General features: G+C 63.2%; 7 protein-coding genes. All 7 read left to right on the top strand.

The genetic code is table 11. The features are described 5' to 3' along the window. Positions 1 to 259 precede the first annotated feature (259 nt). The 7 genes from fliL to fliR are packed head-to-tail and all read left to right on the top strand — an operon-like array spanning position 260 to position 4,619. A complete protein-coding gene (gene fliL / locus AWB68_RS42805; RefSeq protein ID WP_087650160.1) occupies positions 260 to 751 on the top strand; it encodes a flagellar basal body-associated protein FliL in 492 nt (163 codons plus the stop codon). A 44-nt stretch (positions 752 to 795) separates the two neighbouring features. Then, positions 796 to 1,785, top strand: a complete 990-nt coding sequence (gene fliM, locus AWB68_RS42800) for a flagellar motor switch protein FliM (RefSeq protein WP_087650159.1) — start codon at positions 796 to 798, stop codon at positions 1,783 to 1,785. Between the two features lie 14 nt (positions 1,786 to 1,799). Further along, the gene (gene fliN / locus AWB68_RS42795; protein ID WP_235028829.1) at positions 1,800 to 2,237 is read left to right on the top strand and encodes a flagellar motor switch protein FliN; all 438 of its coding nucleotides are present in this window, start codon (positions 1,800 to 1,802) and stop codon (positions 2,235 to 2,237) included. Beyond that, complete coding sequence (fliO, locus tag AWB68_RS42790; RefSeq protein ID WP_087650157.1) at positions 2,234 to 2,758, top strand: flagellar biosynthetic protein FliO; 525 nt, start codon at positions 2,234 to 2,236, stop codon at positions 2,756 to 2,758. The genes fliN and fliO overlap by 4 nt, the downstream gene beginning before the upstream one ends. Before the next feature lie 51 nt (positions 2,759 to 2,809). Beyond that, positions 2,810 to 3,526 (top strand): flagellar type III secretion system pore protein FliP, encoded by a 717-nt coding sequence (fliP, locus tag AWB68_RS42785; protein WP_087650161.1) that lies wholly within the window; start codon positions 2,810 to 2,812, stop codon positions 3,524 to 3,526. 19 nt (positions 3,527 to 3,545) lie between these two features. Further along, on the top strand, positions 3,546 to 3,815 hold the full coding sequence (gene fliQ, locus AWB68_RS42780) for a flagellar biosynthesis protein FliQ (RefSeq protein ID WP_087650156.1): 270 nt from the start codon (positions 3,546 to 3,548) through the stop codon (positions 3,813 to 3,815). Between the two features lie 9 nt (positions 3,816 to 3,824). Further along, on the top strand, positions 3,825 to 4,619 hold the full coding sequence (fliR, locus tag AWB68_RS42775; RefSeq protein ID WP_087650155.1) for a flagellar biosynthetic protein FliR: 795 nt from the start codon (positions 3,825 to 3,827) through the stop codon (positions 4,617 to 4,619). The last annotated feature ends 26 nt before the right edge of the window (positions 4,620 to 4,645 follow it).

Here is a 4,645-nt window from a genome sequence, read left to right as displayed (position 1 = left end):
TTGCTTACTTTCTTTGCAGCAGCAAAGAAAGTGAGTCCCGCCCCGGACAGGGGCAGAGCAAATAAACCAAAAACAAAACAAGTTCCATAGAAGCCCAAGCGCATCAAACGGTGTAAACAACTCAGCACCTTGCCCCCATCCCCCAGCGCCAGCGACCCATCCCCCAACTCCGAATTAACCCCAAATCCCCCTTCTGTTCAACCCATCGCTCGAAGGCCCTTTCGCCAACAATACAGGCTACAGAAAGGGGTAAGCATTCATGGCAACCACGACCGCAAACCAGCAACCCATCGTCCCCGCGAAGAGCGGCATCAAGCGCACGCTCGTCATCGCCATCGGGGCGATCGTGCTCCTCGGCGCCGGCGCGGGCGGCACCTACTTCGCCATCAGCAAATTCGGCTCCCACGCGCCGGCCAAGCCGGTGCCGCTGCCGCCGCCCGTGTTCTTCCCGCTCGAATCGCTCACCGTCAACCTGCAATCCGACGACGGCGCAATGCACTACCTGCGCACCGGCCTCACGCTCAAGCTGCGCGACGAAAAAACCCAGGCGAAGCTCACCGAACGCATGCCCGAGATCCGCAGCCGCGTGCTGCTGCTCCTCTCGGCCAAGCGCCCCGAGGACCTCGCGACCGTCGAAGGCAAACGCACCCTCGCCAGCGACCTGCGGGCCGCGATCCAAACGACGGCGAGCTCGGCGGAAGAGCCGGTGCATGTCGATGAAGTGCTGTTCACCGAATTCGTCGTCCAGTAAGACGCGAGCTAGCTGATTCAAGCGAACTGGCAAAAGGAACAGCCATGGGACACGAAGAGTTCATGTCGCAGGAGGAGGTCGATGCCCTCCTCAAAGGCGTCACCGGCGAGGTCGACCAGGTTTCCGACGAAACCGCGCCGTCCGGCGTGCGCCCGTACAACATCGCGACGCAGGAACGCATCGTCCGGGGCCGCATGCCCGGCCTCGAAATCATCAACGACCGCTTCGCGCGTCTCTTGCGCGTCGGTATCTTCAACTTCATGCGGCGCTCGGCGGAAATCTCCGTCGGCCCCGTGAAGGTGCTGAAGTACAGCGAATTCACCCGCAACCTGCCGATCCCGACCAACCTGAACCTGGTCCACGTGAAGCCGTTGCGCGGCACGTCGCTGTTCGTGTTCGATCCGAACCTCGTGTTCTTCGTCGTCGACAACCTGTTCGGCGGCGACGGGCGCTTCCATACGCGCGTCGAAGGACGCGAATTCACGCAGACCGAGCAGCGCATCATCAGCAAGCTCCTGAACCTCGTGTTCGAGCACTACACGGCGTCGTGGAAAAGCGTGCGGCCGTTGCAGTTCGAACACGTGCGCTCCGAGATGCACACGCAGTTCGCCAACGTCGCGACGCCCAACGAGATCGTGATCGTCACGCAGTTTTCGATCGAGTTCGGCACGACGGGCGGCACGCTCCACATCTGCATGCCGTACTCGATGATCGAGCCGATCCGCGACGTGCTCGCCTCGCCGATCCAGGGTGAAGCGCTCGAAGTGGACCGCCGCTGGGTGCGCGTGCTGTCGCAGCAGGTGCAGACGGCGGAGGTCGAGCTGACCGTCGATCTCGCGGAGATTCGCTCCTCGTTCGAGCAACTCCTCAACATGCGCGTCGGCGATGTGCTGCCGCTCAACGTGCCCGAGCAGGTCGTGGCGAAAGTGGATGGCGTGCCGGTGATGGAATGCGGCTACGGCCTTTTCAATGGTCAATACGCGTTGCGCGTGCAGAAGATGATCAGCGCAACCGAAATGAATGAAGGAAGGTAGACATGAGTGACTTGATGCAGGAAGGCACGTTGCCCGGCACAACCGGGATCGGCGACCCGCTGAGGACCGACGACCTCGGCATGGACGACTGGGCGAGCGCACTCGCCGAGCAGAACGGCAACGACGTGCCCGCGCCGACCACGGCCGGCGTGTTCCAGCCGCTCTCGAAGGCCGCCACGCCCTCGACGCGCAACGACATCGACATGATCCTCGACATCCCCGTGCAGATGACGGTGGAACTCGGGCGCACGAAGATTGCGATCCGCAACCTGCTGCAACTGGCGCAAGGCTCGGTCGTCGAACTCGATGGACTCGCCGGCGAGCCGATGGACGTGCTCGTGAACGGCTGCCTGATCGCGCAGGGCGAAGTGGTCGTGGTGAATGACAAGTTCGGCATTCGCCTGACCGACATCATCACGCCGTCCGAACGCATCCGGAAGTTGAATCGATGAAACGCTTCGTCACCGCGCTCGCCGCGCTCGCCGCACTCGCGCCGTTCTTCGCTCACGCCGCCGACATGAACGCGGTGAATCACGCCGCGCAGATCGCCTCGGGCGTCGGCGCGGGAACGGCGGTGCCGTCGCTCGGCTTCGGCGCGGTGCTGCAGACGCTCTTCGGTCTCGTCATCGTGATCGGATTCGTGTTCGGCTGCGCCTGGCTTGCCCGCAAGTTCGGCTTCCAGGGCGGCAAGCGCACGGGGCTCGTGAAGGTGGTCGGCGGGGCGTCGCTCGGGAACAAGGAGCGCGTCGCGGTCGTCGAGATCGGCGATACGTGGCTCGTCGTCGGCGCCGGTCCCGGCAATGTGCGCCTCCTGCACACGATGCCGGCCGGCTCGGCCGAGGCAAGCGCGATCGGCGGCGAAACGCCGGCGCCCGCGCAAACGTTGCAAGGGACTTTCGGTCAACGGTTTCGCGATGCCCTCGCGGGCGAAGCCAACAAGCGCCTGCAAAAATTCGCGGGCGGGAGCAAGTAAATGCAGGTGAGTCGAGTTATCGCGCGGGGTGTGAAGCTGGCGTTGCCGGTCATGATCGCCGCGCTTCCCCTGGCGGCGTTCGCGCAAAGCACGGCGGGCCTGCCCGCGTTCAACACGAGCCCCGGCCCGAACGGCGGCACGACGTATTCGCTGAGCGTGCAGACGATGCTGCTGCTCACGATGCTGTCGTTCCTGCCCGCGATGGTGCTGATGATGACGAGCTTCACGCGCATCATCATCGTGCTTTCGCTGTTGCGGCAGGCGCTTGGCACGTCGAGCACGCCGCCGAACCAGGTGCTGGTCGGGCTTGCGTTGTTCCTGTCGCTCTTCGTGATGTCGCCGGTGCTGGAGCGCGCCTACAACGACGCGTACAAGCCCTTCTCCGAAGGCACGATCACGACGGACCAGGCGATGCAGCGCGGGGTCGGCCCGTTCAAGCAGTTCATGCTGCGCCAGACCCGCGAAACCGATCTCGCGCTCTTCGCGAAGATCTCGAAAGCGCCGCCGATGAACGGACCGGAAGACGTGCCGCTGTCGCTGCTCGTGCCGTCGTTCGTGACGAGCGAGTTGAAGACGGGCTTCCAGATCGGCTTCACGATCTTCATCCCGTTCCTCATCATCGACATGGTCGTGGCGAGCGTGCTGATGTCGATGGGCATGATGATGGTGTCGCCCGCGACGATCGCGCTGCCGTTCAAGCTGATGCTGTTCGTGCTCGTCGATGGCTGGCAGTTGCTGATCGGCTCGCTCGCGCAGAGCTTCGTCTAAGGTTCAAGGAACACTCACGATGACTCCCGAATCCGTCATGTCGATGGCGCATCAGGCGATGTATGTCGCGCTGCTGCTGGCCTCGCCGCTGTTGCTGGTGGCGCTCGTCGTCGGCCTGGTGGTGAGCCTGTTCCAGGCCGCCACGCAAATCAACGAGTCGACGCTGTCGTTCATTCCGAAGCTGATCGCGGTTGCGGTGACGCTCGTGATCGCGGGGCCGTGGATGCTCTCGACGCTCCTCGACTACATGCGTCACGTCTTCACGATCACGCCGGCGATCACGGGCTGATTTCACGCGATGTTCTCCGTCACTTATGCGCAACTGAATGTCTGGCTCACTTCGTTCCTGTGGCCGTTCGTGCGCATCCTCGCGCTGATCGCGACGGCGCCGGTCTTGAGCCACATGGCGATACCGATGCGCGTGAAGATCGGCGTGGCCGGCTTCATCACGCTGATCGTCGCGCCGACGCTGGGCGCGGTGCCGCAGGTCACCGTTTTTTCCGCCGATGGCGTGTGGATCATCGTCAACCAGTTTCTGATCGGCGCGGCGCTTGGGCTGACGATGCAGGTTGCGTTTGCTGCCATCGATGCCGCGGGCGAGTTCATCGGGCAGCAGATGGGGCTTGGTTTTGCGATGCTCTATGATCCGCGCGCGGGCGGGAGTGCGGTGGTCGTGTCGCGATATCTCAACACGATCGCGATGCTCGCGTTTCTCGTCTTCGATGGGCATTTGCAGATGATCAGCGCGTTGGTCACGACGTTTCAGAGCGTGCCGATTGGCGCCGATGTGCTCGGGGCTGCGGTGCATGCACAAGGATGGAGGACGCTTGCCGCGTATGGCGTCAGTGTGTTTTCGACGGGGTTGTTGTTGTCGTTGCCGGTGGTTGCCGCGCTTTTGATCGCCAATCTGGCATTGGGGATACTGAACCGGGCGGCGCCGCAGATCGGGATTTTTCAGGTCGGGTTTCCGGTGACGATGCTCGTCGGGATGTTGTTGCTTCAGCTTATGGTGCCGAACCTCATTCCGTTCTTTCAGCGGGTTTTTGACAGTGGGGTCGGGGAGATGGGGCGGGTGGCGGCGGGAATGCGGTGAGAGGGCGCTGGCGCTTGGGGTGGGGG

The sequence above is a fragment of the Caballeronia choica genome (genome assembly GCF_001544535.1).
GTDB lineage: Bacteria > Pseudomonadota > Gammaproteobacteria > Burkholderiales > Burkholderiaceae > Caballeronia > Caballeronia choica.
This window is presented reverse-complemented; position numbering and strand designations above follow the sequence as displayed.